The sequence below is a fragment of the Mesorhizobium sp. B2-4-7 genome (assembly GCF_006442685.1).
Classification (GTDB): Bacteria; Pseudomonadota; Alphaproteobacteria; order Rhizobiales; family Rhizobiaceae; genus Mesorhizobium.
Genome location: NZ_VFVH01000002.1, coordinates 415,233 through 440,195 on the forward strand (window position 1 = coordinate 415,233; position 24,963 = coordinate 440,195).

Annotated in this window: 23 protein-coding genes; 18 read left to right on the plus strand and 5 right to left on the minus strand. The window is 64.7% G+C overall.

Annotation, left to right across the window (positions count from 1 at the left end):
• Positions 1–25: 25 nt before the first annotated feature.
• Positions 26–847: a pyruvate, water dikinase regulatory protein gene (locus tag FJ946_RS08725; RefSeq protein ID WP_140491905.1), complete on the minus strand. Its 822-nt coding sequence runs from the start codon at positions 845–847 to the stop codon at positions 26–28.
• Between the two features lie 404 nt (positions 848–1,251).
• On the opposite strand from FJ946_RS08725, the gene hemE reads away from it, so the two are divergent.
• From hemE to rho, 3 genes are all read left to right on the plus strand, one after another.
• Positions 1,252–2,283: a uroporphyrinogen decarboxylase gene (hemE, locus tag FJ946_RS08730; protein WP_140563867.1), complete on the plus strand. Its 1,032-nt coding sequence runs from the start codon at positions 1,252–1,254 to the stop codon at positions 2,281–2,283.
• A complete protein-coding gene (gene hemJ, locus FJ946_RS08735; protein ID WP_140491911.1) occupies positions 2,283–2,819 on the plus strand; it encodes a protoporphyrinogen oxidase HemJ in 537 nt (178 codons plus the stop codon). Before hemE ends, hemJ begins: the two co-directional genes overlap by 1 nt.
• Before the next feature lie 174 nt (positions 2,820–2,993).
• A complete protein-coding gene (gene rho, locus FJ946_RS08740) occupies positions 2,994–4,259 on the plus strand; it encodes a transcription termination factor Rho (protein WP_140491913.1) in 1,266 nt (421 codons plus the stop codon).
• Positions 4,260–4,443: 184 nt separating this feature from the next.
• Here the strand turns inward: rho and FJ946_RS08745 are convergent, their stop codons facing one another.
• On the minus strand, positions 4,444–6,465 hold the full coding sequence (locus tag FJ946_RS08745; RefSeq protein WP_140563868.1) for a thioredoxin domain-containing protein: 2,022 nt from the start codon (positions 6,463–6,465) through the stop codon (positions 4,444–4,446).
• Between the two features lie 64 nt (positions 6,466–6,529).
• Here FJ946_RS08745 and mnmE point away from each other — a divergent pair, with 64 nt between their 5' ends.
• From mnmE to FJ946_RS08780, 7 genes are all read left to right on the plus strand, one after another.
• Positions 6,530–7,861 carry a tRNA uridine-5-carboxymethylaminomethyl(34) synthesis GTPase MnmE gene (gene mnmE, locus FJ946_RS08750; RefSeq protein WP_140563869.1) on the plus strand — a complete coding sequence of 444 codons (1,332 nt, stop codon included), beginning with the start codon at positions 6,530–6,532 and terminating at the stop codon, positions 7,859–7,861.
• 542 nt (positions 7,862–8,403) lie between these two features.
• Positions 8,404–10,278: a tRNA uridine-5-carboxymethylaminomethyl(34) synthesis enzyme MnmG gene (mnmG, locus tag FJ946_RS08755; protein ID WP_140563870.1), complete on the plus strand. Its 1,875-nt coding sequence runs from the start codon at positions 8,404–8,406 to the stop codon at positions 10,276–10,278.
• Positions 10,275–10,907, plus strand: coding sequence for a 16S rRNA (guanine(527)-N(7))-methyltransferase RsmG (rsmG, locus tag FJ946_RS08760; protein ID WP_140563871.1), 633 nt, complete (start codon positions 10,275–10,277; stop codon positions 10,905–10,907). Before mnmG ends, rsmG begins: the two co-directional genes overlap by 4 nt.
• Positions 10,908–10,964: 57 nt before the next feature.
• Positions 10,965–11,765 (plus strand): ParA family protein, encoded by an 801-nt coding sequence (locus FJ946_RS08765; RefSeq protein WP_140491929.1) that lies wholly within the window; start codon positions 10,965–10,967, stop codon positions 11,763–11,765.
• A 57-nt stretch (positions 11,766–11,822) separates the two neighbouring features.
• The gene (locus FJ946_RS08770; protein ID WP_140491933.1) at positions 11,823–12,710 is read left to right on the plus strand and encodes a ParB/RepB/Spo0J family partition protein; all 888 of its coding nucleotides are present in this window, start codon (positions 11,823–11,825) and stop codon (positions 12,708–12,710) included.
• A gap of 314 nt (positions 12,711–13,024) precedes the next feature.
• Positions 13,025–13,651 (plus strand): DUF1326 domain-containing protein, encoded by a 627-nt coding sequence (locus FJ946_RS08775; RefSeq protein WP_140563872.1) that lies wholly within the window; start codon positions 13,025–13,027, stop codon positions 13,649–13,651.
• A gap of 34 nt (positions 13,652–13,685) precedes the next feature.
• Complete coding sequence (locus FJ946_RS08780; RefSeq protein WP_140563873.1) at positions 13,686–14,474, plus strand: DUF2182 domain-containing protein; 789 nt, start codon at positions 13,686–13,688, stop codon at positions 14,472–14,474.
• A gap of 50 nt (positions 14,475–14,524) precedes the next feature.
• Here FJ946_RS08780 and holA read toward each other — a convergent pair whose 3' ends face one another.
• Positions 14,525–15,568 carry a DNA polymerase III subunit delta gene (gene holA / locus FJ946_RS08785; RefSeq protein WP_140524492.1) on the minus strand — a complete coding sequence of 348 codons (1,044 nt, stop codon included), beginning with the start codon at positions 15,566–15,568 and terminating at the stop codon, positions 14,525–14,527.
• Positions 15,569–16,006: 438 nt separating this feature from the next.
• Between holA and FJ946_RS08790 the strand changes: the two genes are divergently transcribed.
• The 4 genes from FJ946_RS08790 to lpdA all read left to right on the plus strand — a co-directional run bounded on the left by FJ946_RS08790 (position 16,007) and on the right by lpdA (position 21,284).
• A complete protein-coding gene (locus FJ946_RS08790) occupies positions 16,007–17,239 on the plus strand; it encodes a 3-methyl-2-oxobutanoate dehydrogenase (2-methylpropanoyl-transferring) subunit alpha (RefSeq protein WP_140514092.1) in 1,233 nt (410 codons plus the stop codon).
• 3 nt (positions 17,240–17,242) lie between these two features.
• Positions 17,243–18,256, plus strand: a complete 1,014-nt coding sequence (locus FJ946_RS08795) for an alpha-ketoacid dehydrogenase subunit beta (RefSeq protein ID WP_140524493.1) — start codon at positions 17,243–17,245, stop codon at positions 18,254–18,256.
• A 16-nt stretch (positions 18,257–18,272) separates the two neighbouring features.
• On the plus strand, positions 18,273–19,652 hold the full coding sequence (locus FJ946_RS08800; protein WP_140563874.1) for a dihydrolipoamide acetyltransferase family protein: 1,380 nt from the start codon (positions 18,273–18,275) through the stop codon (positions 19,650–19,652).
• Positions 19,653–19,886: 234 nt separating this feature from the next.
• Positions 19,887–21,284, plus strand: a complete 1,398-nt coding sequence (gene lpdA, locus FJ946_RS08810; RefSeq protein ID WP_140563875.1) for a dihydrolipoyl dehydrogenase — start codon at positions 19,887–19,889, stop codon at positions 21,282–21,284.
• Positions 21,285–21,396: 112 nt separating this feature from the next.
• Here the strand turns inward: lpdA and FJ946_RS08815 are convergent, their stop codons facing one another.
• Positions 21,397–22,320: a hypothetical protein gene (locus FJ946_RS08815; protein WP_140563876.1), complete on the minus strand. Its 924-nt coding sequence runs from the start codon at positions 22,318–22,320 to the stop codon at positions 21,397–21,399.
• Between the two features lie 69 nt (positions 22,321–22,389).
• Positions 22,390–22,995, minus strand: a complete 606-nt coding sequence (leuD, locus tag FJ946_RS08820; protein WP_140491959.1) for a 3-isopropylmalate dehydratase small subunit — start codon at positions 22,993–22,995, stop codon at positions 22,390–22,392.
• Between the two features lie 152 nt (positions 22,996–23,147).
• Here leuD and FJ946_RS08825 point away from each other — a divergent pair, with 152 nt between their 5' ends.
• From FJ946_RS08825 to FJ946_RS08840, 4 genes are all read left to right on the plus strand, one after another.
• A complete protein-coding gene (locus FJ946_RS08825; RefSeq protein ID WP_140524498.1) occupies positions 23,148–23,567 on the plus strand; it encodes a GNAT family N-acetyltransferase in 420 nt (139 codons plus the stop codon).
• A 91-nt stretch (positions 23,568–23,658) separates the two neighbouring features.
• Positions 23,659–23,970, plus strand: coding sequence for a metalloregulator ArsR/SmtB family transcription factor (locus tag FJ946_RS08830; protein WP_140514430.1), 312 nt, complete (start codon positions 23,659–23,661; stop codon positions 23,968–23,970).
• The gene (locus FJ946_RS08835; protein ID WP_140554745.1) at positions 23,970–24,416 is read left to right on the plus strand and encodes an SRPBCC family protein; all 447 of its coding nucleotides are present in this window, start codon (positions 23,970–23,972) and stop codon (positions 24,414–24,416) included. The genes FJ946_RS08830 and FJ946_RS08835 overlap by 1 nt, the downstream gene beginning before the upstream one ends.
• A gap of 42 nt (positions 24,417–24,458) precedes the next feature.
• Positions 24,459–24,962 carry an SRPBCC domain-containing protein gene (locus FJ946_RS08840; protein ID WP_140563877.1) on the plus strand — a complete coding sequence of 168 codons (504 nt, stop codon included), beginning with the start codon at positions 24,459–24,461 and terminating at the stop codon, positions 24,960–24,962.
• Position 24,963 lies beyond the last annotated feature (1 nt).

Consider the following 24,963-nt stretch of genomic DNA (forward strand, 5'->3'; position numbering starts at 1 on the left):
CACCCCTCACTTCTCTCATCTGCACCTACCGCGTCTTCCCCCGCAGGGCAACGATTGCCGCCGCCGTCTCCTCGATCGAGCGGCGGCTGACGTCGATCATCGGCCAGCCATGGCGGGTACAGATCTGGCGGGCATAGGCGAGCTCCTCATTGATGGCGGCGCGGTCGACATAGTCGCCTGGCACATAGGCGCTGCTGTTGCCGAGGATGCGGTTCTGGCGGACATGCGAGATGCGTTCGGCGGTGGCGACAAGGCCGACGATCAGCGGCGTCCTGGCGTTGACCAGGCTTTCGGGCACCGGCACGCCGAGCACGATCGGAATGTTGGCGGTCTTGATGCCCCTGTTGGCGAGATAGATGCTGGTCGGCGTCTTGGACGTGCGCGAAATGCCGACCAGCACGATGTCGGCATCGTCCATATTGGCCGGCAACTGGCCGTCATCATGTTCCATGGTGAAGTTGAGTGCGTCGATGCGGCGGAAATATTCGGCATCGAGGACGTGCTGGGCGCCGACGCGGCGGCCGGCCGGCGTGCCCAGATAGGACTGGAAGACGGTGAGCACCGGCTCCAGCACGGAGACGCAGGGCAGGCCCATGGCGGCGCAGCGCTCGTCGATGCCGCGCGCCAGCTTCTGGTCGACGACGGTGTAGAGAATGATGCCCGGCTCCTCCTCGATGTCCTCGAACACTTTGGCCACCTGTTTTTCGGTTCGGATGAGCGGGTAGATGTGCTCGATGGCGCGCGCATCCTTGTATTGCGCCGAAGCCGCGCGGCCGGCCGCGAGCAGCGTTTCGCCGGTGGCGTCGGAGATCAGGTGCAGGTGGAAGAAGCTCTGGGGTTTGTTCACAGGGTTTTACCTAGGGCTGTGGGCGGATGTGGATAAAGCAGGGTTCGGAAAACCCGCCGGCCGGATCGACTGTATCAGATGCCGGTTTGTCCACAATTCGATGCGCTGTAGGCTTCGTCGGGCGGCTGGGGACAAGTCCGTGGACGAAGATTTTTGCCTTTTGTCTGTCCACAGGACGTACCTGCAGGATCGCTGCTCTAGCGTGTTGAGTCCAATGGAAGATTCCGGCTCGTCCCCAGAACCCTGCAAGGGGCGATTGGAAATGCGCGACAATATGCTTGCTGGTGTTTTGACGGCCAAAGCGGGACAGGTGACAACCACCACAACCAACAGACTCTTAGAATCAGAAGATTCTTTAAAATAAGATATTTGATTAAAGGGAAGCCGGGAGAGGCGAGCGCTCTATGCCTGCAAGACGGATCATGCTGGACGTGCTGAAGGGTGAGACGGTGTTTCCGCCGCCGCTCTGGATGATGCGCCAGGCCGGGCGCTATCTACCGGAATACCGCGAGACGCGCCGACGCGCAGGTTCATTCCTCGACCTCTGCTATGATCCCGACCTTGCCTTCGAGGTGACCATGCAGCCGATCGAGCGCTTCGGCTTCGACGCTTCGATCCTGTTCTCCGACATCCTTGTCGTTCCGCATGCGCTTGGCCGCGACGTGCGCTTCGAAGAGGGGCGAGGGCCGCTGCTGACGCCGATCACGGCGGCTGAAATCGCGGCCCTGGACAGCACGGTGTTTCACGTGAATCTCGAACCGGTCTACGAGACGGTTCGCCGGTTGCGGACGAAACTGCCCGATGAAATCACGCTGATCGGCTTCTGCGGCGCGCCATGGACGGTGGCGACCTACATGATCGCCGGGCACGGCACGCCGGACCAGGCGCCGGCGCGGCTGTTCGCCTATCGGGAGCCGGCGGCGTTTCGTCGGCTGCTCAAGGTGCTGACCGATCATTCGACCGCCTATCTCATCAGGCAGATCGAGGCCGGCGCCGATGTGGTGCAGATATTCGATTCCTGGTCCGGCGTGCTCGACGATGCTTGTTTCGAGCTGTTCTGCGTCGAGCCGGTGGCCGAGATCGTCAGGCAGGTTCGAGCGGTCCATCCCGATGTGCCGATCATCGGTTTTCCCAAGGGCGCCGGCGCGCGCTACCGGAGCTATCGCGAGAAGACCGGCGTCACGGGGCTGGGGATCGACTGGACGGTGCCGCTGGAGACAGCGAAGGCGTTGCAGCGGGAAGGGGCCGTCCAGGGCAATCTCGATCCGCTGCGGCTGGTCGCCGGCGGCAAGGCGCTGGCCGACGGCGTCAGCGCGATCCTGGAGAGCCTGGGAAGCGGACCGTTGATCTTCAATCTTGGCCACGGCATTACCCCGGAAACGCCGATTGCGCATGTCGAGGCGATGGTGAAACTGGTGAGGAGCGCGACACGCTGATGGCCGGGATGAGCAACACCAACAGCACGGGCCAGGCGATGATGCGCATGGTGATCGGCATCGCGGCCCTGGTCGTGCTCACCGCGCTGCTGTTTCTGGCGGCCCCAGACGGCTTCTATCTCTGGGCCAAGGCGATCCACGTTCTTGCCGTCATTTCGTGGATGGCGGGCATGCTCTATCTGCCGCGGCTGCTGGTCTACCACGCCGATGCCGAGAAGGGTTCGGTGCAGTCGGAGACTTTCAAGGTGATGGAGCGCCGGCTTCTGCGCGGCATCATCAACCCGGCGATGATCGTCACCTGGGTGTTCGGCCTATGGCTGGCCTGGAAAGGTTTTGGTTTCCAGGGTGGCTGGCTGCACGGCAAGATCGCGCTGGTGCTGGTTCTGTCGGGCATCCACGGCTATCTGGCCGGCGCGGTAAGAAAATTCGCCGAGGATCGTAACGAAAAACCCGCGAGGCACTGGCGGATCGTCAACGAGATCCCCACATTGCTGATGATCGCTATCGTGATCCTGGTCGTCGTCAAGCCGTTCTGAACCTTCGGACCTCTCTCACGACCTGCTAAAAGGCGGCTTGCTCTTTCAGCCGGCCGACGATAAAAGACGGGTCTTCCTTCCCGTCATGCGCCGCCCTTCATTGCTTTTGGCCGCGCCCGGCATTTATCGCATCCCGCCGATTTCCTCCCAAAAGCCTACCCAGAGTCTATCCTAATGCAAGAAATGAAACTCACCGAGTTCAAGAACAAGAAACCGCCAGAGCTGATCGCCTATGCCGAATCGCTCGAGGTGGAGAACGCCAGCGTCATGCGCAAGCAGGAGCTGATGTTCGCAATCCTCAAGAAGCTGGCCGCCCAGGACATCGAGATCATCGGCGACGGCGTGGTCGAAGTGCTCCAGGACGGTTTCGGTTTCCTGCGCTCGGCCAACGCCAATTATCTGCCGGGTCCCGACGACATCTATATCTCGCCCTCGCAGATCCGACGCTTTTCGCTCAAGACCGGCGATACGGTCGAGGGGCCGATCCGCAGCCCGAAAGAGGGCGAGCGCTATTTCGCGCTGCTCAAGGTCAACACGATCAATTTCGACGATCCCGAAAAGATCCGCCACAAGATCCACTTCGACAATCTGACGCCGCTCTATCCGACCAAGCGGCTGAAGATGGAGATCGACAACCCGACCTCCAAGGATATCTCGCCGCGCGTGATCGACCTGGTGGCGCCGATCGGCAAGGGCCAACGCGCATTGATCAACGCGCAGCCGCGTACCGGTAAGACGGTTCTCATGCAGAACATCGCCCACTCGATTACCGCCAACCATCCGGAATGCTACCTGATCGTGCTTCTGATCGACGAGCGGCCGGAGGAAGTGACAGACATGCAGCGCTCGGTGAAGGGCGAGGTGATCTCCTCGACCTTCGACGAGCCGGCGGTGCGCCACGTGCAGGTCGCCGAGATGGTCATCGAGAAAGCCAAGCGGCTGGTCGAGCATGGCCGCGACGTCGTCATCCTGCTCGATTCGATCACCCGCCTCGGCCGCGCCTACAACACCGTGGTGCCGTCTTCCGGCAAGGTGCTGACCGGCGGCGTCGACGCCAATGCGCTGCAGCGGCCGAAGCGTTTCTTCGGCGCCGCCCGCAACATCGAGGAAGGCGGTTCGCTGACCATCATTGCCACCGCGCTGATCGACACCGGCAGCCGCATGGACGAAGTCATCTTCGAAGAGTTCAAGGGCACCGGCAACTGCGAAATCCAGCTCGACCGCAAGGTCGCCGACAAGCGCATCTACCCGGCCATGGACATTCTGAAGTCGGGTACCCGCAAGGAAGACCTGCTCGTGCCGCGCGCTGACCTGCAGAAGATCTTCGTGCTGCGCCGCATCCTGGCGCCGATGGGAACAACCGACGCGATCGAGTTCCTCATCGACAAGCTGAAGCAGACCAAGACCAATGCGGACTTCTTCGATTCGATGAATACGTAGTTCGCAGAGCGAGCTCCACTTCCTCGTCATCCTCGGGCTTGACCCGAGGATCCATGCCATGGCCTCTGCCAAAGAGCGCGGCGGACTGGATCTTCCACCTGTTGCAGCGCTCGAAAGTCACGGCATGGATCCTAGGGTCTCTGCGACGGAGCTTCGCTCCTGCTTCGCCCTAGGATGACGAACTCTATGGTCTTCGTCGCAATAGCCCTTCCAATTCATCCGGATCGCTCACCGCCGGCAAACACACCTGCCCCGTGCACAACCACGCGCCCCGCCTGTCGGCGGGTGGCAGGATCCCACCCGGCAGTAGCGGTCGATTCGCCTGCGTGCCGAGCGCCACCACAATATCCACCCGGCGCGGATCGGGATTGCGATCCGCTACCGGAACGAGCGTTGGATTTGTCAAATCGTCCACAAGCACCAGCTTTAGCGGCTCTATGGCGAGCGCCGAGGCGTTGACGATGCCGGCCTGGCCATAGGCCTGGTGCGCCGCGCGGCCGGCGGCATGTTCGGCGACTTTCGTCGCTTTCTCCTGCAGGTCGAGATCGCCGGTCAGCGCGGCGAGCCGGACCAGCGCCTCGATGACCTGACCGGTGGCCGACGCAATAGCCTCGTCGACATCGCCCCTGATGCGGATCGGCACGTCGGTGCTGTCGGATGCCGTGAGATAATAGCCGGTGCCGTCGGCATCGGCGTGCCAGCGGTCGAGCTGCTCGACGAATTGCCGGGCCCGATCGGCGTAGCTCCAGTCGCCGGTGGCTTCGAACAGGGCAATCGCCGCATTGGTCATCGACGCATAGTCGCTCGACAGGGCCGGGAACAGTTTCTTGGCGCCGAGCATGGAATGCGGCAGCCGTCCGCCCTCGGCGGAAGAGGCGATCTGGTCGAATGCGGTCTTGGCCGCGTCGATCCAGTCTTGTCGCGCCAGCGAGCGGCCGGCCTCGGCAAGTGCCGAGATCATCTGGCCGTTCCAGTCGGCGAGGACCTTGCCGTCGCGGCCTGGTCTGACGCGCCGTTCCCGGACCGCCAGCAGCCTTGCCTTGAGAGCGGCCAGAAGTGGCTGCTCGGCAATGCCTTGCACCTGCTGGGCCTGCGTCTGGTGGACAACGGGCTTGCCTTCCCAACCGGGTGGGCTGGAGAGTGTGAAGTGATTGAAAAACAACGGTGAATCGTCGCCGAGCGCGGCCTCGATCTCCTCCCGGCTCCAGGTGTAGAAAAGACCCTCCTCACCCTCGCTGTCGGCATCTAGACTGGCGGCGAAGGCGCCGCCATCGACGCGCATCTCACGCAGCAGCCAGTCGACGGTCTCCTCGATTCGGACCCGGAACAAATCCTTTCCGCCCGCGGCATGGGCCCAGTTGCAAAAACGGATGAGTTGCGCGTTGTCGTAGAGCATCTTTTCGAAATGCGGCACCAGCCATTGCGCGTCCGTGGAATAGCGGCTGAGACCGCCGCCGACGTGATCGTAGATGCCGCCGGCCAGCATCCGTTCGAGGCTCAGGAGGACATCGTCGCGGTGACCGGCATTGCCGTCGCGCAGCCACGACAGCCACAGTGTCTGCATGAATGGCGCATTGGGGAATTTCGGCGCGCCGCGCAGGCCGCCGAGATCCTTATCGATCATGCCGTCTATGCCTCTGGCGAGCGCGGCAAGCGTGTCGCGGTCGAGCGCGGTGCGGGCATGCGCGCCGGCGAGCCGGGTCTCGACATGCGAAGTCAGCCCGTCGGCGCTCTGGTTCAGGCTGCCTCTTTTCTCGCGCCAGGCCTTGTCGATCGCCTCCATCACCTGGATGAAGCCCGGGCGGCCATAGCGCGGCTCGCGCGGGAAATAGGTGCCGCCCCAGAACGGCTTGCCGTCCGGCGTCAGGAACATGGTCAGCGGCCAGCCGCCCTGCTCGCCCATCGAGGACAGCGCCGCCATGTAGATCTGGTCGATGTCGGGACGCTCCTCACGGTCGACCTTGATATTGACGAACAGACGGTTCATGACGGCGGCGACGTCGTCGTTCTCGAAGCTTTCATGGGCCATGACGTGGCACCAGTGGCAGGCGGCATAGCCGATCGACAGCAGGATCGGCCGATCCAGCGCCCTCGCCTCGTCAAGCGACGCCGGCGACCAGGCCCGCCAATGCACCGGATTGCCGCTGTGCTGCTGCAAATAGGGGCTGGCTTCGTCGGCAAGCAGATTTTGCGCAGGCAGTGTCACGATGAGCGGTCCGGCGAAACAGGGGTTGGATAGTGAAGCTAGGGCGGTCCAACAAGGCGGGCAAATGATTTCGGCCGACACCATCGTCGCGCTTTCCAGCGGCCGCCTGCCCGCCGGCGTCGCCGTCATCCGCATTTCGGGGCCAAAGACTCGATTCGTTGTCGAAACGATCGCCGGCGGTATGGTTAAGGGCCGCGTGGCCAGCCTGCGCAAGCTGCGGGCGCCCGATGGCGGCGTGCTCGACAGTGGCCTGGTGATCTTTTTCCCCGGCCCCGGCAGCTTCACCGGCGAGGACGTGGCGGAATTCCAGGTGCATGGCGGCCGCGCCGTGGTGGCGAGGCTGTTGGAGACGATCGCCGGTTTCGAAGGCGTCAGGCACGCCGAAGCGGGCGAGTTTACGCGCCGGGCCTTCCTCAATGGCAAGGTCGATCTGGTAAGGACGGAAGCGCTGGCCGACCTGGTCAACGCCGAGACCGAGGCGCAGCGGCGCTTCGCGGTGCAGAATGCCGAGGGCGCGCAAGCCGAGCTTTATCTGAGCTGGCGGCGGCGGCTGATCCATGCGCGCGCCATGATCGAGGCCGAGATCGACTTTGCCGACGAGGACGATATTCCCGGGTCCGTTTCGGACACGGTCTGGTCTGACGTCTCGGCGATGATTGGGGAGATCGACCGCCACATTGCCGGGTTTCGTGCCGGCGAAATCATCCGCGACGGGTTCGAGGTTGTTATCCTCGGCGCCCCGAATGCCGGCAAGTCGAGCCTGTTCAACGCCTTGGCGCGGCGCGATGCAGCTATTGTAACGGATGAGCCGGGCACGACGCGGGACCTGCTCGAGATCGTGCTTGACCTCGAAGGCCTGCGGGTCAGGCTGACCGACACCGCAGGCCTGCGCGATGCGGCCGGCAAGGTGGAAGCGATCGGCATTCAGAAGGCGCGAGCCAAGGCGCATGGCGCCGACCTCTTGCTCATCCTCGAGGATATGGCCGACCCGCATCCCGTTGCTCTTCAACGCGAGGGGATCGCGACCTTGCGCGTGGGCACCAAGCTCGATTTGGTGCAGGAAAGAGCCCCCGCCGGGCTTACAGGCGGTTATGATCGCGTCATTTCGACCAAGAACGGGACGGGCGTGACGGAACTGCTGGCCGAAATCGCCAGGCTCGCGGCCGCGCAGGTCGGCGAAGCCGGCGACATCCTGCCCTCACGGCTTCGCCACGTTGAATTGCTAGGCGAAGCCAACCGCTTCCTGCTGCGCGCGGCCGAGAGTCCGGACGCCGGGCAGGAACTGCGCGCCGAGGATCTGCGGCTGGCCGCCGACCGGCTCGGCCGGATCGTCGGCGCGGTCGATGTCGAGGACATGCTGGATGTGATTTTCTCGCAGTTCTGCATCGGGAAATGATTCACGTGGAACATTGTCGGGGCGCGGACGCCGTCAAGCCTCCCTTCTCCCCGTCACTATACGGGGGAAGGTGCCGGCAGGCGGATGAGGGGCAGCGCTGACCTCGGCTTCTATCACGACGGGCCCGGCCGATGACTCACGTGAAACAGAAGGGCTCTCCGACCGACGTTGTTTCACGTGAAACGGCTGCGCCGGGGTCAATCGCCAGCGTCGGCGCTACCCCGCACTTGCCTGCCGGCATTCTCTTATTCGGCATTCTCTTACAAGGACGGGGAGAGGGCGCGCTGTTATTTCCAGTTTCGGCAATTATCAGCCTTGTAAATGAAGGTGCCGGCTTTGCGGTCAGCGCTGTCTCCCTGTGCCAGGGAGAAGTGCCGACACGGCGCCGGGGGGCGGCGCCGGCGGTCGATACACGTGACTCACGTGAAACACTACAATGAGGCTCGCCGTCCTGTTTCACGTGAAACTCCCGCGAAGTTTCTTGACACCGTCCCGCTGCGGGGACATCTCTCCACCAAACTTCGAATCCAGGGCGTTTTGAAATGACCGATCACTATGATGTGGTTGTGGTGGGTGGCGGCCATGCGGGCAGCGAGGCGGCCAGCGCGGCTGCGCGTGCGGGCGCCAGGACAGCGCTGGTGACGCTGCGTTTCGACACGATCGGCGTGATGTCCTGCAATCCGGCCATTGGCGGGCTCGGCAAGGGCCATCTGGTGCGCGAGATCGATGCCATGGACGGGCTGATGGGCCGGGTGGCGGACGCGGCCGGCATCCAGTTTCGCCTGCTCAACCGGCGCAAGGGGCCGGCCGTGCGCGGCCCGCGCACCCAGGCCGACCGGAAACTTTACCGGCTCGCCATGCAGGAAGCGATCCGGCAGCAGAACGGTCTCGATGTGATCGAGGGCGAGGTGCTCGACTTCGACATCGACGATTCGGGATGCCTGCGCGCCGTTCTCCTGGCCGATGGCCGGCGCCTTGCCAGCGGCGCGGTGGTCCTGACCACCGGAACCTTCCTACGCGGGCTGATCCATATCGGCGAGAAGAAGATTGTCGCCGGCCGCATGAACGAACAAGCGAGCCTAGGGCTGTCGGCGACGATGAGCCGCGCAGGCTTCAAGCTCGGCCGGCTGAAGACCGGCACGCCGCCGCGCCTCGACGGGCGCACCATCGACTGGGCGTCGCTGGAACGCCAGGCGGCGGATGACGAACCGGTGCCGTTCTCGCTGCTGACCGACCGCATCGAGACGCCGCAGATCGAATGCGGCATCACGCGCACGACCGCGGCCACGCATGAACTGATCCGCGCCAATCTCGGGCGCTCGGCCATGTATTCGGGCTCGATCGAAGGCGTCGGGCCGCGCTACTGTCCGTCGATCGAAGACAAGATCGTCAAGTTCGGCGACCGCGAAGGCCACCAGATTTTTCTCGAGCCGGAAGGCCTGGACGACGACACGGTCTATCCCAACGGCATCTCGACCTCGCTGCCGGAGGAGGTTCAGCTCGAAATCTTGAAGACCATCCCGGGGCTGGACCGAGCGGTGATGCTGCAGCCCGGTTATGCCATCGAATATGACCATGTCGACCCGCGCGAGCTCCATCCGACGCTGGAGACAAAGCGCGTCGGCGGCCTGTTCCTCGCCGGGCAGATCAACGGCACGACCGGCTATGAGGAGGCCGCCGCGCAAGGCCTGCTCGCGGGCCTCAATGCCGCAAGGCGGGCGTCGGGCAGCGAGCAAGTCGTGCTCAGCCGCACCGAAGCCTATATCGGCGTCATGGTCGACGATCTGACCAGCCGCGGCATCAGTGAGCCTTACCGCATGTTCACCTCGCGCGCCGAATTCCGGCTTTCGCTGCGCGCCGACAATGCCGACGAGCGGCTAACGCCGCTGGCTGCAAGGCTGGGTATAGCGTCAGCCCGGCGGATGCAGCGGTTCGGCGAGGTGGAGCAGCGCCTCGCCGAAGCGCGCCGGCTGGCGCTCGGCGTAAAGCTGACACCCAACGAGGCGGCGCGCCACGGGCTGGAGGTCAATCGCGACGGCGTGCGCAGATCCGCCTATGAGCTGCTCGCCTATCCCGGCGTCGACGTGGCTTGGCTGGCCCGAATCGATGGGAATTTCGGGACGATCGACGCCAGGACGGCGGAGCGCCTCGAAACGGAAGCGAAATATTCGGTTTATCTCGATCGCCAGAAGAGCGACGTCGCCCAGATCCGGCACGAGGAAAGCCGGCTCATCCCCGAGTCGCTCGACTTCGCCGAGGTGCCGGGACTATCGAACGAGCTGAAGCAGAAGATGCATGCGCGGCGACCGCGTTCGGTTGCCGACGCGCAGCGCATGGAAGGGATGACGCCAGCGGCGCTGGCCATCATCGTCGCTCATGTCAGGCATTCCGAGAGCGCGCAAAGGGACGTCGCGTGAGCGCTGCCTCCTGGGAGAGCCTGCGCAACGCCGCCGGTCCGGTTTCACGTGAAACATTCGATCGCCTGGTGGCGTTCGAAGAGATGTTCCAGAAATGGAATCGCAGCATCAATCTTGTCGCGCAGTCGACAGCAGGCGATGTCTGGCAACGCCACATACTGGACAGCGCGCAGCTCTGGCGAATCGAGGACAAAGCGCGGCGATGGGTCGATATCGGCTCGGGCGGCGGATTTCCGGGACTGGTGCTGGCGTTCCTGCTTGCCGAGCGTGACGGCGCCAGCATCGACCTGGTCGAAAGCAATCGCAAGAAAGCGGGATTCCTGCAAGCCGTCGTCGGCCAGTTCGGCCTGCCGGCGCGTGTCGTGGCGCGCCGCATCGACGAGAGCCATGCGCTTGTCGCGGCACCGGAAATCGTCACGGCGCGGGCGCTCGCGCCGCTTTCGACCTTGCTTGAGCTGGCGGGGCCGTGGCTGACATCAGGCGCGCGCGGGCTGTTCCACAAAGGCCGGGATTACCGCGCCGAAGTGCAAGAAAGCGTTAACCGCTGGAGCTTCGATCTGGTAGAACATCCAAGCATGACCGACCCTGGCGGCGTCATCCTTGAACTGTCCAATGTGCGACCTGTCTGAACAAAGACCTGTCCGAATCCGTGTTGGCGACCCAAAATGAATTCCTGGCATAGACCCATGATGAAGAACGGCCCTCGAATCATCACCGTAGCCAACCAGAAGGGCGGTGTCGGCAAGACCACCACCGCCATCAACCTGGCCACCGCGCTGGCGGCGATCGGCGAGAAGGTGCTGATCGTCGACCTCGATCCGCAAGGCAATGCCAGCACCGGCCTCGGCATCGACCGCAAGGACCGCACGGTGTCGTCCTATGACGTGCTGACCGGCGAGCTGGAGCTTGAGGAGGCGGCGATCCCGACGGCGGTGCCCGGCCTGTCGATCGTGCCGTCGACCCTCGACCTGCTCGGCATCGAGATGGAGATCGCCTCGGCGCCGGACCGGGTGCTGCGGCTGCGCAACGCCCTGCGCGCCGCATCGGCGCGTTCGGCCGGGTTTGGCTATGTGCTGATCGACTGTCCGCCGTCGCTCAATCTCTTGACCTTGAATTCGATGGCGGCGGCCGATTCCGTCCTGGTGCCGCTGCAATGCGAGTTCTTCGCGCTGGAAGGTCTCAGCCAGCTGCTCGAAACCGTCGAGCAGGTGCGCCGCTCGATCAACCCGGATCTCACCATCCAGGGCATCGTGCTGACCATGTATGACGGCCGCAACAACCTCGCCAACCAGGTGGTGCAGGACGTGCGCGAGCATATGGGCGACAAGGTCTACGAGACCATCATCCCGCGCAATGTGCGGGTCTCTGAAGCGCCGTCCTACGGCAAACCGGCGATCCTCTACGACCTCAAATGCTCCGGCAGCCAGGCTTATCTGCAGCTTGCGTCGGAAGTGATCCGCCGCGAGCGTAAATTGCGCGCCGCTTAACAAGCGGCCGCGCATGGAGCAAAAGCCGATTCGATACCGAAACAATCTGGAACCGAAATGAGCGAAGACCTTTCGAGAAAGAGACTGGGCCGCGGGCTGGCGGCGCTGATCGGCGAGATCGACCGTCCGAGCGCGCCGGAGAAGCCTGGGATGAGTGCCGACGGCAAGGTGCCGATCGAGTTCCTGACGCCCAATCCGAAAAACCCGCGCCGGCATTTCGGCGACGCCGAGTTGACCGACCTGGCCCAATCGATCCGCGAGCATGGCGTGGTGCAGCCGGTGGTGGCGCGGCCTTCGCCGTCGCAGGCCGGGCGCTACGAGATCATCGCCGGCGAGCGGCGCTGGCGTGCCGCGCAACGCGCCGGATTGACCGAGATCCCGGTCATCGTGCGCGAGGTCAACGACCGCACGGCGCTGGAACTGGCAATCATCGAGAACGTCCAGCGCGCCGATCTCAACCCGGTCGAGGAAGCGCTCGGCTATCAGCAGCTCATCGACGATCACGGCTACACCCAGGCCGATCTCGGCCAGGTCATCGGCAAAAGCCGCAGCCATGTCGCCAACACGCTGCGGCTGCTGAAGCTGCCCGACGTGATCCGCGACATGCTGGTCGACGGGGCCTTGTCGGCGGGCCATGCCCGCACGCTGGTGACGGCGGAGGACCCGGCAGGGCTTGCCAAGCGCATCGTCGAGGAAGGGCTCTCGGTGCGCCAGGCCGAAGCGCTGGCGCAGATGCCGGCCGGTCCGACCCCGGCGAAGCCGAAGCAGGCGAAAAGCGCGCCGGAAAAAGACGCCGACACGCTGGCGCTGGAAAAGCTGATGACCGGCACGCTCGGCATGATCGTGACCATCGACCACACGAACAAAGGCGGCGAGATTCGCGTGGCGTACCGGACGCTGGAGCAGCTTGACGAGCTGTGTCGGAGATTGAAACAAGAGCGGTAGTTAGCCGGCGAACTTCAACAAAGCGGAAGCTACAACGCAGGGAAAACGAGGGCTGGCTGTCCGCCAGCCCTTTCGTTTGAAGCGCTGGCGATTGGCGAAAAAGCAGCGCCATCGGCATCCGTCGCCAGCCGCGCTCGCGGCTTGACAGTGCCCGGCAACGGCGTAACCTCTATTAGACAAGGCTTAAATTCATTGCCCTAGCGTGCCGGTCAGTCGCGGCGAGGGCTGTCTGCCATTCCTGCAACAGGCGTGAAATGGCACCGCCTCGCCAAAGCAATATGCCGACGCGCGCCTGACGCAAATGGGAGGTGCAAATGGCAGTCCGTTGGCAATTGTCCGGAAGTTACTTCGAAAACTGTAGCTGCGATGTCGTGTGTCCTTGCCTGCTGTCCACCAACGCGCAGCTGACATCAAGGCCGACGAAAGGCTTTTGCGACGTCGGTCTGGTCTTTCATATCGATACGGGCAGTTACGGCGACGTTCGGTTGGATGGGCTCAGCGTCGCCATGGTTGCCCACACGCCGGGTCCGATGGCAGACGGCGATTGGACGGCCGCCGCCTATATCGACGAACGGGCCGATGACAGGCAGACAGAGGCGCTAGGCGCCATCTTCACTGGCGTCGCGGGCGGCCCCATGGCGGTGCTGGCACCCTTGATCGGCACGAATCTCGGCGCCAAGAAGGTGCCGATAAGCTACCGGATAGACGGCAAGAAGCGGTCGGCGGAGATTGCCGGCGTCATGCGAATGGCGGTCGAGCCGCTGCCGACGATGCGCGAGGACGGGCAGATGTGGGCGGCCACCGGCCATCCCGTCAATCCCGACTGGCTCGCCTTGGCGATGGGGGCGGAAGGCAGTACATTCAGCGACCATGGCATGAGCTGGGACAATTCCCGCCGGAACGGACATTACGCCCCGATCAACTGGTCCGGCCAGCAGTAGCCGTTGGCCGCAGAGTACGGGACGTACTTCGTCCATGGTGCAGACGTTGCAGCGATACATCATTCTCGCGCTGCTGATCGCTATCGCGGCGGCGGCATGGACCTTGCTCATCCGGCAGCAGACGGGCATGGACGCGGACATGCGCATGGAAATGTACTCGCTCACCATGGGCATGAAGGCGCCGCTGTTTCTTGCCGTCTGGATGATCATGATGATTGCCATGATGTTTCCGACGGCCGCCCCCATGATCCTGACATTTCACCGGGTCCAGGCGGGCAAACGGGGCCGGGGCGAGACCTTTGTCTCGAGTTGGGTGTTCGTGGCCGGGTACATGCTGGTCTGGGGCGTGATGGGCGTTATCGCCTTTGCCGGCGCGGCGGGTGCGGAGATGCTCGCCGGGCATGTGGGATTGTCCACGGCGACGGCCGCGCGTTTCGGCGGCGCGCTGCTGATGCTTGGGGGCGCCTACCAACTTTCCCCACTGAAGGATCTGTGTCTGGCCAAATGCCGCACGCCGATCGGCTTCATCCTGACCTCATGGCGCGATGGTTACTGGGGCGCGGTTCGCATGGGTCTGGAGCATGGACTTTTCTGCCTGGGCTGCTGCTGGCTTCTGTTTCTCGCTCTCTTTCCTCTCGGGATCATGAACGTTGCCGCAATGGCCGTGGTCACCTTGCTGATATTCGCGGAAAAGACCCTGCCGTCTGGAAATGGGATCGCGAAGCTGTCGGGGATCGCTCTGCTGCTCTATGGCGCGGCGGTGCTGGTCTTTCCACAGGCGCTGCCGACCTTTGAGCCGGTAGGCGCCATGACAATGAATTGATCAAAGGAGGGAATTGACCAACGGAGGCAGGCGCCCGGTGCCGAAAGGGCCTAACGCTGTGCCAGCCTCGCGCTTTCCACCGCGATCCCGAGCAGCGCCTGCCTTGCCAGCGCCACCGACAGGTCCGGCCTTCGCCGCGTCTGCAGCACGGCGGTCTGCAGCCGGGTCAGCGCGCGGCCGAGCGCCTCGACGCTCCAGCGTTCCAGCGCCTTCTCCACCAGCTTGCGGCGCGAGAAGAAAACCGGCGGGCGCGCCGCCGCCACCACCGACGCGGCATTGCGGCCGCCGGCCTCCATCTGGCCGCGCATGGACTGCATCGCCTGAAACTGCCGCATCGCCGAGGACAGCACCAGGAAGGGTTGGCCGCCTGCCTGGCAATGGCGGGTGAAGGCGGTGTCGAACTCGCCGACCTTGCCTTCGAGAAGCGCGTCGACGGCATCGTCGAAGGACGCGCCGGAAACGTCGCCGGACATCGCCCTGACGTCGTCGAGGCCGATTTCCTTCTGGCCATGGACATAAAGCAGCAGCTTGTCGATCTCGCCGCGCGAGGCCAGCCGGTCGCCGCCGAGATTGCGGCGCAGCGCCTGTCTTGCCTCAAGCGTCATCGTCGCGCCGGTCTTGCGCAGCTCGTCGTCGATTACGGCATCGATGTCCCTGGCCTCGTCGGCATAGCAGGGCAGCGCCATGGCGTTGTCGGCCGCCTCGACGACGGCGCGCAGTCCGACGCCCTTCTTGAGATCGCCGGCCTCGATGAGGATGATCGCGTCCCGCACGGGCTCCGCCGTCAGCGCCTTGACGTCGTCGGCCAGCGCCTTCTGGCCGCCGGCATTGCGCACCCACAGCAGGCGGCGGTCGGAAAACATCGGCACGGTGCGCGCCTCGTCGAGCAGCCGGCCCTCGTCGCGCTCGACTTCGGAGCCGTCGAGCCTGACCACCGAGAAGGGGTCGTCGAGCGGCAGGCCGGTCGCGGCGGCAAAAGCCTTGGCGCGCTCCGAGACAAGGCCGCGATCGGGGCCATAAAGCAGGACGATCGCCATGCGCGGGTCCGGCTTCGCGAGCCAGGAATCCACCTCGTATGCTTTCTTCTGTGCCATCGAGGGTGGTTAGCATGATGTTGGGGCGGAGTGAACGTTTTCCAGTTCACCTCGGAAGAACTGCTTCGAGGGAAGATCGACCCCCACTCCGTCGAGCTGCGCTCGACACCTCTCCCCCGATCGACGGGGGAGAGGAAGGGCGCGACGTTTGGCGGACCCGCGATTCTCCTCTCCTTCCGCAGGCGTGAAGTGGGCGCGGCAGCCAAGCTTGCCAAACAATCACCTTATCTGGCGACAAACCTCACGCGACCTTGCGCCTAGTTGCGCGGCGCCGCCCAACATCGACAAGAAATTTCGCCGACATATCTTCATCTTGGTGCGCGGCAGGCTGTATCGGCCGGCTTGGCCGGCCCGATGCCCGGAGGCTTGCCCGGTGAATTCGCACTGGCGGCGCGGATATGCAAATATCGGTGCCGGGCGACATGGAGGACGAAGGTCATGGCCGATGCTGGGATGTTGCGCTTCCATGTTCCGGAGCCCGAGGTGCGGCCGGGCGGCACGCCTGATTTCTCCAACGTGACCATCGCCGCCGCCGGCTCGGTGCCGCGCCCCGAAATCGACGTCGATCCACGCGCCATCCGCGACATGGCCTTCTCGATCATCCGGGTGCTGAACCGCGCCGGCGAGGCGGTGGGGCCGTGGGCGGGGCTGCTCTCCGACGAGGAACTGCTCGAAGGCCTGCGCCACATGATGACGCTGAGGACCTTCGATGCGCGCATGCAGATGGCGCAGCGGCAGGGCAAGACCTCCTTCTACATGCAGCATCTGGGCGAAGAGGCGGTGAGCTGCGCCTTCCGCAAGGCGCTCGCCCCCGGCGACATGAATTTCCCGACCTATCGGCAGGCCGGGCTGCTCATCGCCGACGGCTACCCGATGGTCACGATGATGAACCAGATCTATTCCAACGAGGCCGACCCGCTGAAGGGCCGGCAATTGCCGATCATGTATTCGTCCAAGGAGCACGGCTTCTTCTCGATCTCGGGCAATCTGGCGACGCAGTATATCCAGGCGGTCGGCTGGGCGATGGCCTCGGCGATCTCGAACGACTCAAGGATCGCCGCGGCCTGGATCGGCGACGGCTCGACGGCGGAATCCGACTTCCATTCGGCGCTGGTGTTCGCCTCGACCTACAAGGCGCCCGTGGTGCTCAATGTCGTCAACAACCAGTGGGCAATCTCGACGTTTCAAGGCATAGCGCGCGGCGGCGCGGGCACTTTCGCCGCGCGCGGGCTGGGTTTCGGCATCCCGGCGCTGCGCGTCGACGGCAACGACTATCTCGCCGTCCACGCCGTGGCGAAATGGGCGGCCGAGCGCGCGCGCAGCAACCTGGGGCCGACGCTGGTCGAATATGTCACCTACCGCGCCGGCGCGCATTCGAGCTCGGACGATCCCTCGGCCTACCGGCCGAAGACCGAATCCGATGCCTGGCCGCTCGGCGACCCGGTGGTTCGGCTGAAGAACCATCTCATCCGGCTCGGCGTCTGGTCGGAGGAGCGGCACAAGCAGGCTGAAGCGGAAATCCTCGACACGGTGATCGCGGCGCAGAAGGAAGCCGAAAGCCACGGCACGCTGCACGCCGGCGGCAAGCCGTCGACGCGCGACATGTTCGAGGGCCTCTATGCCGAGATGCCGCCGCATCTGCGGCGCCAGCGCCAGCAGGCGGGGGTCTGAGCCATGCCGAGGCGGACCATGATCGAGGCCATTCGCGACGCGATGGACGTGTCGATGGGGCGCGACGAGAAAGTGGTGGTGTTCGGCGAGGATGTCGGCTTTTTCGGCGGCGTGTTCCGCTGCACGCAAGGCCTGCAGGCGAAATACGGCAAGAGCCGCTGCTTCGACGCACCGATCAATGAATCCGGCATTGTCGGCTCGGCCATCGGCATGGCCGCCTATGGTCTGAAGCCGTGCGTGGAGATCCAGTTTGCCGACTACATGTACCCGGCCTACGACCAGCTGACCCAGGAAGCCGCGAGGCTGCGCTACCGCTCGAACGGCGACTTCACCTGCCCGATCGTGGTGCGCATGCCGACCGGCGGCGGCATATTCGGCGGCCAGACGCACAGCCAAAGCCCGGAAGCGTTGTTCACCCATGTGTCGGGGCTGAAGACCGTCGTGCCCTCGAACCCGCATGACGCCAAGGGGTTGCTGATCGCGGCGATCGAGGATCCCGACCCGGTCATCTTCCTCGAGCCGAAGCGGCTCTACAACGGCCCCTTCGACGGCCATCACGACCGGCCGGTGACGCCGTGGTCGAAGCACGAGCTGGGCGAGGTCGCCGACGGCCACTACACCGTGCCGCTCGGCAAGGCCGCGATCCGCCGGGCCGGCTCCGCCGTCACGGTGTTGGCGTACGGCACAATGGTCTATGTCGCGCAGGCGGCGGCCGAGGAGACCGGCATCGATGCCGAGATCGTCGATCTCAGGACGCTGTTGCCGCTCGACCTCGACACCATCGTGGCGTCGGTGAAGAAGACCGGACGCTGCGTCGTGGTGCACGAGGCGACGCTGACCTCCGGCTTCGGAGCGGAGCTGGTCGCGCTTGTGCAGGAAAACTGCTTCTACCATCTGGAGGCACCGGTGGCCCGCGTCGCCGGCTGGGACACGCCCTATCCGCATGCGCAGGAATGGGACTATTTCCCCGGTCCGGCCCGCGTCGGCCGGGCGCTTACGGAAACATTGGAAGCCTAGAACGGGGAGGCCCGACATGGGCGAACACATCATCAAGCTGCCCGATGTCGGCGAGGGCGTCGCCGAGGCGGAACTCGTCGAATGGCATGTCAAGGTCGGCGACATCGTGCGCGAGGACATGATGCTTGCCGCCGTGATGACCGACAAGGCCACGGTAGAGATCCCTTCCCCCGTCGACGGCGAGATCCTGTGGCTGGGCGCCGATATCGGCGACACGGTGGCGATCGGCTCGCCCATCGTGCGGCTGAAGGTGGCCGGCGAGGGCAATGTCGTTGGCGGTGCGATGCCGGCGGAAGTGACGGCTGAAAGTATCTCCGATGATACGGGGGCTCGCCCGGTCTCGGACCTGGAGCCGTCATCGCCCAATCTGTCGCCGTCATCCTCGGGCTTGTCCCGAGGATCCGCCGTCCCACAGGGATATGACGCGACCAGTTCCGGAAGGTCGGTAGATCCTCGGGACAAGCCCGAGGATGACGGCGCCAGGTCCAAGGTCAACAGCGCGCCGCGTGCGCAAGGTGAAAGGCCGCTGGCCTCGCCGGCCGTGCGGCTGCGTGCGAAGGAAGCGGGCATCGACCTCAGGCAGGTCCAGGGAAGCGGCCCGGCCGGCCGCATCGGCCATGAGGACATCGAGGCGTTCCTGGCGCGCGGGCCGCACATGGCCAAGGCATCCGGCCTCGCCCGCAACGATGCCGTCGAGGACATCAAGGTGGTGGGCCTGCGGCGCAAGATCGCCGAGAAGATGACGCTGGCGGCGTCGCGCATCCCGCACATCACCTATGTCGAGGAGGTCGACGTCACCGCGCTCGAGGATCTGCGCGCCGCGCTCAACAAGGAGAAGCGGGCGGCCAAGGGGGTAGAAAGGCCAAAGCTGACGCTGCTGCCGTTCCTGATGCGCGCGATGGTCAGGGCGATCGCGGACCAGCCCAACCTCAATGCGCTGTTCGACGACGAGGCCGGCATCATCCACCAGCATGGCGGCATCCATATCGGCATCGCCGCGCAGACGCCGTCGGGACTGGTCGTGCCCGTCGTCAAGCACGCCGAGGCGCTGGACATCTGGGAATGCGGCGCGGAGGTCGCCAGGCTGGCCGAGGCGGCCAAGTCGGGAACCGCGACGCGCGGCGAGCTCTCCGGCTCGACCATCACCATCACCTCGCTCGGCGCCATGGGCGGCGTGGCGACGACTCCGGTCATCAACCACCCGGAAGTGGCGATCCTCGGCGTCAACAAGATGATGGTGCGGCCGGTATGGGACGGCACCCGGTTCATCCCGCGCAAGATGATGAACCTGTCGTCGAGCTTCGACCATCGCGTCATCGACGGCTGGGACGCGGCGGTGTTCATCCAGCGCATCAAGACGCTCCTGGAAACGCCGGCGCTGATTTTCGTGGATTGACGGTGGATCATTCGAGATGATGGCGGGAGAGCGCCCCCCTCTGCCTTGCCAGGCATCTCCCCCACAAGGGGGGAGATCAGATGTCACGCCGGCTTTCGCCAATCACCAGCGCTGCGGGATTGAGCGAGGCGCCGAAGCCTCCAATCTCCCCCCTTGTGGGGGAGATGTCCGGCAGGACAGAGGGGGGCGCGAAGAATCTCGACGGAGCGTTTCCTCGGATCGAAGGGTCACGTCATGAAAGAAATCTCCTGCAAGCTGCTGGTCATCGGCGCGGGGCCGGGCGGCTATGTCTGCGCTATTCGTGCCGGGCAGCTCGGCGTCGATACCGTCATCGTCGAGGCCGGCAAGCCGGGCGGCACCTGTCTCAATGTCGGCTGCATTCCCTCCAAGGCGCTGATCCATGCAGCGGAGGAGTTCGAGAAGGTCGCGCAGATGGCGGGCGGCAACAGCCCGCTCGGCATTTCGGTGGCCGCGCCGGCGCTGGATCTGGGCAAGACGGTCGCCTGGAAGGACGGCATCGTTAGTCGGCTTAACAGCGGGGTCGCCGGCCTGCTCAAGAAGGCCGGGGTGAAGACCGTGCAGGGCTGGGCGACGTTTCGAGACGGCAAGACCGTCGCGGTCGAGACCGAGACGGGAAGCCAGGTGATCCGCGCCGAAGCGGTGGTGATCGCCACCGGCTCGGCGCCGGTCGAGTTGCCGTTCCTGCCGTTCGGCGGGCCGGTGATCTCGTCGACGGAAGCGCTGGCGCTGAAGGAGGTGCCGCAGCGGCTGGCGGTGGTCGGCGGCGGCTATATCGGCCTGGAGCTCGGCACGGCCTTCGCCAAGATGGGCGCGGCGGTGACCGTGGTCGAGGCCTTGCCGCGCGTGCTGGCGCAGTATGACGCCGAACTGACGCGGCCGGTGGTCAAGCGGCTGGCGGCACTCGGCATCGAAATGATGCCAGGCGCCAAGGCCAAGGGCCTGTCGACGAAAGGCGATGCGCTGCTGGTCGAGACCCCGGATGGCAAGGATGCGAGGATCGCCGCCGACAAGATCCTGGTCACGGTCGGCCGCAAGCCGGTGACGGAAGGGTGGGGGCTCGACCAGATCGACCTCGACATGGCGGGGCGATTCATCCGCATCGACGAGCAGTGCCGCACCTCCATGCGCGGCATCTTCGCCATTGGCGACGTCACCGGCGAGCCGATGCTGGCGCACCGCGCGATGGCGCAAGGCGAGATGGTCGCCGAAATCGTCGCCGGCCATAAGCGCGGCTGGGACAAGCGGGCTATCCCCGCCGTCTGCTTCACCGATCCGGAGCTGGTCACCGTCGGCCTGTCGCCCGAAGAGGCCAAGGCGCTCGGCGGGGAAATCAAGGTCGGGATGTTTCCCTTCGCCGCCAATGGCCGCGCGATGACCAGGATTGGCGAGGATGGCTTTGTCCGCGTCGTCGCCCGCGCGGACAATCATCTTGTGCTAGGCATCCAGGCGGTCGGGCAAAGCGTGTCGGAACTGTCGACGGCCTTCGGCCTGGCGCTCGAAATGGGCGCGCGGCTGGAGGACATCGCCGGCACCATCCATGCCCATCCGACACAGGGCGAAGGCTTCCAGGAAGCGGCCCTGAAGGCGCTGGGACACGCGCTGCATATCTAATTCGGGACGGCGGAAAGCACCCCCCTCTGTCCTGCCGGACATCTCCCCCTCAAGGGGGGAGATTGGCAGCTTAGGAGCCCCGCACATCCCGCCTACGGTGCGCAATTCGGAGTTAATTCGCCGCGCTCATCGCCTTGTCGAGCGCTGCCTTCACGTCCGCCGGCCAGGTCTTCACCGGGGGCTTGGCGTCCGGCTGGCCGTTCTCGCCGCGGCGGGCGAAATAGAGCTTGTGCTGGCCCGGGTCGACCGCCATGAAGCCGTCATTGCCGCCGCAATCGTGCGGCACGCAGCCGCTGGCGTAGAAGGCGCCGGACGCGGTCTTTTCTGTGCCGCCACCGACCAGCAGGCTGGTCGCCATGTCGGGCATCTCCTTGCCGAGCAGCGTCTCGGCCGCCTTGTAGACGGCCTCATTGTGGAAGGCGTCGATGATGTTGTCGTATTTCGACGGATCGATGTCCTTCCAGTCGGTGCCGGGTTCGGGCATGTAGGTCAGATTGCCGGAGATCGTCAGACCCGATGTCGGCGACCACTGCAATGCCGGCTTCGAATCGCCGGGCAGGAGATAAGGCACGAAATAGATGGCGCTGTCGGAGACGGCCGTGGGCGGCGCGCCGCACTCGTCCTGCTCGACGGTGGTGCTCTGGATCTCCGCGCCTTCCGGTTTCCAGACGATCACCGTCGCCGGCCCGCACTGGTTGCCGCCGTCGCCGACGTCGAACAGCGCCACCTTGACGCCGCCGACCTCGACGATCTTGTCGAAGAAGACGTCGTAATTGCCGGCCAGTTGCTTGCCGTCATAGGCAAGCACCTTCTCGCCATACTGTTCCTGCTGGGTGATGGTGAACTGGCCGCCTTCGAACGGGACCGGCGCCTGTTTGTCGTCGTCGGAAACGTCGGCGGCTCCCTGATCCGTGGCCGGCGTCTCGCTTGCCGCCGGTGGCTGCGCCTCTGGCGTCTCGGCCTGCGCATGCGCGCCGGCCATCGTCGCCACGGTCATGGCCAGGGCGCAGGCGCTGGCAAGAAGCGGGCGTGTCATGACTGTTCCTCCTTCAGCCGCCGCAAACCCGGCCAGCGACGGCCGGGCCGATATCGTCAGCCGCGCCGCTCAGGCCCAGGGGCGCAGCTCGGCGTTCTTCTTCTCGAACGAAGCGATGGCGCCGGCCTTCTCCATGGTCAGGCCGATATCGTCGAGGCCGTTCAGCAGGCAATGACGCTTGAAGTCGTCGAGATCGAACTTGACCACGCCGCCATCGGGCCCGCGGATCTCCTTGGCCTCGAGGTCGATCGACAAGGTGGCGTTGGAGCCGCGCGACGCGTCGTCCATCAGCTTGTCGAGATCCTCGGGGCTGACAGTGATGGGCAGCACGCCGTTCTTGAAGCAGTTGTTGTAGAAGATGTCGGCGAAGGAGGTCGAGATGACGCAGCGTATGCCGAAATCGAGCAGCGCCCACGGCGCGTGCTCGCGCGAGGAGCCGCAGCCGAAATTGTCGCCGGCGACAAGGATCTGCGCCTTGCGGTAGGCCGGCTTGTTGAGCACGAAATCCGGATTCTCCGAACCGTCGTCCTTGTAGCGCATCTCGGCGAACAGGCCGCTGCCGAGCCCGGTGCGCTTGATCGTCTTGAGATAATCCTTGGGGATGATCATGTCGGTGTCGACATTGACGATCGGCATGGGCGCGGCGACGCCGGTGAGCTTGGTGAATTTTTCCATGGTCTTTGCCCGTCTCCTGGCATTGCGGGGGATTGCTGGCGCCCGGTTTACACAAAGCCGGCGACAAATAAAAGGCAGGTGTTCGCGCGCGTCGGCACGGGTGCCGCACAAACGGCTTCGAATTCGCGGCCCGATGGTGCAGTCTGGCTGTGATGGCTGAAAAAATCCTCTATGCCCGCGAACCCGCGCTCAACGTCGCCGAATTCCGCCGCGTGCTGGTGGACTCCGGCCTTGGCGAGATCCGCCCCGTCGATGATGCCGACAGGCTGCGGGCGATGCTGTCGGGCGCCAATCTGGTGCTGACCGCGCGGCTGGATACCGAAGGCAAGCCGCTGGTCGGCGTCATCAGGGCCGTGACGGACTTCTCCTGGGTCTGCTACATCTCCGATCTCGCCGTTTCCGGATCGGCGCAGGGGCTCGGCATCGGCAAGGGACTGATGGACGAGGCGCGGCGGCAGCTCGGCCCGTCCGTCGCCATCAGCCTGGTTTCCGTGCCCGACGCCGCCGGCTTCTACGAACGCATCGGCATGATGCGCATGGCCGACGCCTTCTGGTTCTCCCGCACGCGCTGACATTTTTCTCCTGTGGCCGGATCCAGCAGCCGTTGGCATGACATGTTGTGCTTGACATGCAACCAAATGGTTGCATATTAGAGCCATGAGCATGGACGCCGTCTTTCGCGCTTTGGCCGACCCGACCCGCCGGCAATTGCTGGACAGCCTTCATGACAGGAACGGGCAGACGCTGAACGGGCTGTGCGCTGAGATGGATATGACGCGCCAGGCGGTGACCAAGCACCTGGCGATCCTCGAGGAGGCGAACCTTGTCACCACAATCCGCAAGGGGCGCGAGAAGGAGCACTACCTCAACCCGGTTCCGATCAACGAGATCGCCGAGCGCTGGATCGGCAAATTCGAGCGGGGGCGGCTCTCCGCCCTCGGCGATCTGAAGAGACGCCTCGAAAGGGAAGACTGATGAGCAACGCCTTCGTTTATGTGACCTACATCCGCACCACGCCCGACAAGCTTTGGCAGGCGCTGACCGAACCGGAATTCCACGAGCAATATTTTCTCGGCGCCCATATGCAGAGCGACTGGAGAAAGGGCTCGGCGTGGAAGATGGTCTATGCCGACGGCCGGGTGACCGACAGCGGCGAGATCCTCGAAGTCGATCCGCCAAGGCGCCTGGTGATCAAATGGCGCAACGAGTTCATGCCGGACGTCAAGGCCGACGGCTACACCACCTGCACCTTCGTCATCGAGCAGGAGGGCGACATGATGAAGCTTGCCGTCACCCATGCGGCCGACGGCCCGCACAAGCTGCTGGAGCATGTCGGCAAGGGCTGGCCGCTCGTCCTGTCGAGCCTGAAAAGCCTACTCGAAACCGGGCAGGGCCTGTCGCGGCCGGCGTCAAAAGGCTGAAAATCATTGCTTCTCAGCCGAAACAATCATTCGGAGGCATCGATGTTGCATGTGCCAGTGCCAACTTCAGCCGTGCAGAGCATGACCAATGGCGAGACCGTTATGGCCCAGGCCGAGATCGGCGCGCCGGCCGAGCGCGTCTTCCGCGCGCTGATCTCCGACGAGGTCGAACAATGGTGGGGGTCCGCCGACGCCTACCGGATGGTGAAATGGTCGGCAGACCCTCGCGCCGGCGGCCGATGGGCCGTCACGGTCCGTGGAGCCGACGGCAGGGAATTGCCGGCCAACGGGGAATTCCTCGATATCGAGGTGCCGCGGCGGATCGTGCAGACAAGGGCCTATGCCTGGGACCATCCGACGCTTGGCCGCCGGCAAACGACGGTCGCCTGGCTGCTGGAACCAACCGCCGCGGGCACGCGCCTCACCATCTGCCATGGCGGCTTTGCCGGGCTGGCCGAAGCGGCGGCCGAACATGCCGAGGGCTGGGGACGCGTGCTGGGCTGGCTACAGGCGTATTTGGGTGCGGGAAGCCGAGTGGCGGCTTAGC